We start from the raw sequence: 5,447 nt of genomic DNA on the forward strand, positions 1-5,447 counted from the left end.
CGGGCAGGTAGGCATCGATGCACACCCGCATATCGGCAGCAGACAACAACGGCGCATCCGCACACTCGACTCGCGAATCCGTCGCCTCGTCACCCAGGGCCGGATAGACCAGCGCCTGGGCCCGCGGCTGCGCCTCGCCCGCATCGCGCAGGGCCAGGCACAGGGCGGCGGCCAGGTTGCCGCCGGCGCTGTCGCCGGCCACCGCCAGGCGGGTGCGGTCGATGGGTTCGCCCAGCGTGCCGTCGCGCAGGGCGCGCCAGGCCGCCAGGCTGTCCTGCAGGGCGGCGGGGAAGGGGTGTTCCGGGGCCAGCCGGTAGTCCGCCGCCGCCACCAGCAGGCCCAGGCGGGCGGCCAGCTCGGCGCAGAAGAAGGCGTGGGAGTCGAGGTCGCCGAGCATCCAGCCGCCGCCGTGGAGGAACAGCAGTGCCGCCCAGCCGCTGGCGGGCGCCGTGCCCGCCGGGCGGAACAGGCGCAGCGGCGGCAGGCCGGCCAGGGCCAGGTCGCTCACCCGCAGGCCCGTTGGGCGCGGCGGGGTGAAGGCGGCGGCCATGCGCGAATAGGCCGCGCGTTGCGCGGCCAGGGAGGGTTCGGCAGTGGCGAAGGCGCGGGTGCGCGCGACGAACGCCGCCATGCCGGGGGACAGCGGGTACTCGCGCGCCACGCTCAACCCGGCAGGCCGATCACGCGGCCGACGTGCTCCGGCCGCGGCAGGGCGCGGTGCGCTTCGGCCAGGGCCAGCACGCGCTCCAGCACCACGCCCTCGAAGGGCGCCGAGCGGGGGCCGTCCAGGCTCACGTGCAGCAGCATCTGTTCACTGGCCGCCAGCGGCGCGGCTTCGCCGGGGCGGTGCAGGGTGTGGTGCACGTGCAGGCGCTTGCGGTCGTGGGCCAGCAGCTGGGTGCGCACTTCCACCGCCTCGCCCTGCTTCACCTCGTGCAGGTAGTTCAGGTGCACCTCCAGGGTGAACAGCGAGTGGCCGCTGGCCTCGCGGCCGGCGCTGTCCAGGCCCAGGTGGTCCATCAGGGCGTCGGTGGCGTAGCTGAAGATCAGCAGGTAGTAGGCGTCGCGCAGGTGGCCGTTGTAGTCGGTCCACTCGGCGAGCACCGGGGTTTCGTAGGTTTTCAGGGTGGGCATGGGTGCGCTTCCGAAGAGCCCCTCTCCCCAGCCCTCTCCCTGAAGGGAGAGGGGGCCGTCCGGAGGGGCGGATGGATCGAGGTTAGTCGACGAAGGCGAAGCCGTGGCGGGCCTTGGTGTCCTTGATGGCGCCGAGCACCGCCAGCAGGCAGTCGTCGCGGTAGCGCTCCAGCTCCGCGATGCTGCGGTTGCCCTGCTGTTCGGCGGTACCTTCGACCACCTTGTCGATCAGCGATTCGGTCAGCTCCGGCGCCGGCAGGTAGGTCCAGGGCAGTTGCAGGGCCGGGCCGAACTGGGCCATGAAGTGGCGCATGCCGGCGTTGCCGCCGGCCAGGGTGTAGGTCAAGAAGGTGCCCATGAACGACCAGCGCAGGCCGGCGCCGAAACGGATCGCGTCGTCGATCTCGCCGGTGCTGGCGACGCCGTCGTTGACCAGGTGCAGGGCCTCGCGCCAGAGCGCTTCGAGCAGGCGGTCGGCGATGAAGCCGGGGACTTCCTTGCGCACGTGCAGCGGGCGCATGCCCAGGCTGCGGTACACCGCGATGGCCGCCTGGATGGCCGCCGGGTCGGTCTTCTCGCCGCCCACCACTTCCACCAGCGGCAGCAGGTACACCGGGTTGAACGGGTGGCCGACCACGCAGCGTTCGGGGTGCGTGGCGTCGGCATAGAACTCGCTGGGCAGCAGGCCCGAGGTGCTGGAGCCGATCAGCGCGTTGGGCTTGGCCGCGGCGCTGATCTTCGCGTGCAGCTCGCATTTCAGGTCCAGGCGCTCGGGGGCGCTTTCCTGGATGAAGTCGGCGTCGCGCACGCATTCCTCGATGGTGTCGACGAACTTCAGGCGCTCCTGGGAGGCGCCGGGCACCAGGCCGGCCTTCTGCAGCGCCGGCCAGGCGTTGGCCACGCGCTGGCGCAGGGCCGCCTCGGCGCCTGGCGCCGGGTCCCAGGCGACGACGTCCAGGCCATGGGCCAGGGCGCGGGCGATCCAGCCGCTGCCGATGACGCCGCTGCCGAGGGCGGCGAAGGTCTTGATTTCGGTGATGTAGGACATGAAGGGCTCCAGCAGGAAAGGGGGGCGGGCTTTTCGTAGGGCGAATAACCGTTCGCGGTTATCCGCCGTTTGGCCTTGGCTCCAGGCGCGCCTCGGACTTGGCCGCGGAGCGCCTGTCCAGGGGGGCTCCGGGTTCGAACCAGAGGCCGGGCATTGGGGTCGGTGTATCCGGCGGATAACCCGTTCCGGGTCATTCGCCCTACGTCGACGTATGCAGCTCCGGATCAGCGGGGTTTGAGGTTCATCTTCCTGCGCCCCTCGGCCGGGGTGAGGGCGCGGCCGCCGAGGCGTTCGATGATTTCCACCGCGCGCTCCACCAGGCTGCCGTTGCTGGCGTGCACGCCGCGGTCCAGCCAGATGTTGTCCTCCAGGCCCACCCGCACGTTGCCGCCCAGCAGCATGGCCTGGGCGACCATGGGCATCTGCGAGCGGCCGATGCCGAAGCCCGCCCAGGTGATGCCTTCGGGGATGTTGTCGGCCATGGCCTTCATGGTGGTGGTGTCGGCCGGCGCGCCCCAGGGGATGCCCAGGCAGATCTGGATCAGCGGGTCTTCCAGCAGGCCTTCCTTGAGCATCTGTTTGGCGAACCACAGGTGCCCGGTGTCGAAGATTTCCAGCTCGGCCTTCACCCCCAGCTCGGTGATGCGCCTGGCGCCGGCGCGCAGCTGCGCCGGGGTGGAAACGTAGATGAAGTCGCCGTCGCCGAAGTTCAGGGTGCCGCAGTCCAGGGTGCAGATTTCCGGCAGCAGCGCCTCGACGTGGGCCAGGCGTTCCAGCGGGCCGACCAGGTCGGTGCCGGCGCCGAACTCCAGGGGCTGCTCGCCTTTGCCGATCTCCAGGTCGCCGCCCATGCCGGCGGTGAGGTTGATGATGACGTCGGTGTCGCTCTCGCGGATGCGTTCCACCACCTCGCGGTACAGGTTCACGTCGCGGCTGGGCTTGCCGGTCTGCGGGTCGCGCACGTGGCAGTGGGCCACGGTGGCGCCGGCCTTGGCCGCCTCGATGGCGGCGGCGGCGATTTCCCTGGGGGTGACGGGGATGGCCGGGTGCTTGCCGACGGTGTCGCCGGCGCCGGTCACCGCGCAGGTGACTATGACTTCGTAGTTCACGGTGGCTGTCCTTTCTTCAGGCGTACGGGGGCCCTGCGCGGCCGGGGCGCCGCGCAAGGGTGGGGCGTGGTTGCTTACTTGAGGCTGGCGACGAAGGCGGGCTCGGCCGGCTTGCCGTCGAAGGTGGTCACGCCGTCGAGCCAGGCCTTGAGCTGGTCGGGGTGGGCCTTGAGCCAGGTGCGGGCGGCGTCCAGCGGCTGGCTGCGGTCGAGGATGGGTTCCATCACCTGGCTGACTTCCTGGCTGCTGAAGCGCAGGTTGTGTAGCAGCCTGGCGACGTTGCCGCACTGCTGCTGGTAGCCGGCGGCGGTCATGATGGAGACGGTGGCGGCGCCTTCGTTGGGGCCGAACACGTCGTCGCTGCCGGTGAGGTACTTCATGTCGATCTGCAGGTTCATCGGGTGCGGTTTCCAGCCGAAGAACACCACCCACTGCTGGCGCTTGATGGCGCGCTTGACCGCGGTGAGCATGCCGGCCTCGCTGGACTCGACGACCTGGAAGCCCTTCAGGCCGAACTTGTCCTTGGCGATCATGTCCGCGGTGATGCGGTTGGAGCCGCTGCCGGGCTCGATCAGGTAGATCTTGTTGTCCAGCTTGTCGCGGAACTTGGCGATGTCGGCGAAGGTCTTCAGGCCGCCGTCGTAGACGTAGGTGGGCACCGCGTAGGTGGATTGCGCGTCGCCCAGGGTGGCCGGGGTGATGACTTCGATCTGCTGCTTGTCCAGGTAGGGCTTGGCCACCGGCTGCATGGTTGGCTGCCAGTAGCCGAGGAAGACGTCGAGCTGCTTGTCGGCCATGCCGGCGAGGATGATCTGCTGCGAGGCGCTGGTCTGCTTGACCTTGTAGCCCAGGCCGTCGAGCAGGGCCTCGGCCACGGCGCTGCTGGCCACCACGTCGGTCCAGTTCACCGAGCCCATGCGCACGTTCTGGCACGAGGCCGGCTCGGTGGCCCAGGCGCTGGTAACCAGGGTGAACAGCGCGGCGCAGGCGCCCGCTTTGATCGATAGCTTCATGACTTCTCCTCAAGGCCTTTGCGGCAATGGTTATCGTTGTTGTGTCATGGCCCCGCGTGGCGGTGGCTGGTGTTCAAGTTACGCACGGGCTGCGACGAAAAATCGCACTCCGGCGACCTGCTCTTGCACGCTGGCGACCTCGGCCATTGCCAGGGCCGGGCAAATGCTCCATACCAACGGATCGCTGCCCCGAATCGCCTGGATGACGCCATGTCGAACGACTTCTGGTTCCTCCTGCTGCCCGGTTTTTCCCTGATGGGATTCATCTCCGCCGTGGAGCCGCTGCGCGTCGCCAACCGCTTCCGCGGCGGGCTCTACCGCTGGCACCTGCTGAGCATCGACGGCGGCCCGGTGTTGGCCAGCAGCGGCATGTCGATGAACGCCGACGGCGCCCTGGAGGCCCTGGGCCGCGGCGACACCCTGTTCGTGGTGGCCGGCTTCGACCCGCTGCAGGCCTGCACCCCGGCGCTGCTGCACTGGCTGCGCCGCCTCGACCGCGAGGGCGTGACCCTCGGCGGCATCGACACCGGCAGCTTCGTCCTCGCCGAGGCCGGGCTGCTCGAACGCCACCGCTGCACGGTGCACTGGGAGGCGCTGGATGCCTTCCGCGAGACTTATCCACAGCTGCAGGCGACCCAGGAGCTGTTCGAGATCGACGGCGCGCGCATCACCTCCGCCGGCGGCACGGCGTCCATCGACCTGATGCTCGACCTGATCGCCCGTGCCCAGGGCCCGGAGCTGGCGGTGCAGGTTTCCGAGCAGTTCGTGGTCGGGCGCATCCGCACCCGCCAGGACCACCAGCGCCTGCAGCTGGCGGCGCGCTACGGGGTGAGCAACAAGAAGCTGATCCAGGTGCTGGGCGAGATGGAAAGGCACACCGAGCCGCCGCTCTCCACCCTGGACCTGGCCGAGCGCATCCAGGTCACCCGCCGCCAGCTGGAGCGCCTGTTCCGCCTGCACCTGCACGACACGCCGTCGAACTTCTACCTCGGCCTGCGCCTGGACAAGGCCCGCCAGCTGCTGCGGCAGACGGAGATGAGCGTGCTGGAGGTGGGGCTGGCGTGCGGGTTCGAGTCGCCTTCGTATCTGTCGCGCAGCTATCGGGTGCGGTTCGGGGTGTGTCCTCGGGAGGATCGGGGGGTG

6 protein-coding genes are annotated in these 5,447 nt (G+C 69.8%); 1 reads left to right on the forward strand and 5 read right to left on the reverse strand.

What is annotated here, in order from left to right:
• From DK254_RS12180 to choX, 5 genes are all read right to left on the reverse strand, one after another.
• Positions 1–661 (reverse strand): alpha/beta hydrolase fold domain-containing protein (locus tag DK254_RS12180; RefSeq protein WP_109933994.1); only part of this gene is annotated, 661 nt, incomplete at its 3' end.
• 2 nt (positions 662–663) lie between these two features.
• Complete coding sequence (locus tag DK254_RS12185) at positions 664–1,134, reverse strand: thioesterase family protein (protein ID WP_109933909.1); 471 nt, start codon at positions 1,132–1,134, stop codon at positions 664–666.
• An 82-nt stretch (positions 1,135–1,216) separates the two neighbouring features.
• Positions 1,217–2,182, reverse strand: a complete 966-nt coding sequence (locus tag DK254_RS12190; RefSeq protein WP_109933910.1) for an L-carnitine dehydrogenase — start codon at positions 2,180–2,182, stop codon at positions 1,217–1,219.
• Positions 2,183–2,406: 224 nt separating this feature from the next.
• Positions 2,407–3,291, reverse strand: coding sequence for a 3-keto-5-aminohexanoate cleavage protein (locus tag DK254_RS12195; RefSeq protein WP_109933911.1), 885 nt, complete (start codon positions 3,289–3,291; stop codon positions 2,407–2,409).
• Between the two features lie 74 nt (positions 3,292–3,365).
• A complete protein-coding gene (choX, locus tag DK254_RS12200) occupies positions 3,366–4,304 on the reverse strand; it encodes a choline ABC transporter substrate-binding protein (protein ID WP_109933912.1) in 939 nt (312 codons plus the stop codon).
• A 210-nt stretch (positions 4,305–4,514) separates the two neighbouring features.
• On the opposite strand from choX, the gene DK254_RS12205 reads away from it, so the two are divergent.
• Positions 4,515–5,447 (forward strand): GlxA family transcriptional regulator (locus tag DK254_RS12205; protein ID WP_109933995.1); only part of this gene is annotated, 933 nt, incomplete at its 3' end.

Source organism: Pseudomonas sp. RW407, assembly GCF_003176655.1.
GTDB lineage: Bacteria > Pseudomonadota > Gammaproteobacteria > Pseudomonadales > Pseudomonadaceae > Pseudomonas > Pseudomonas delhiensis.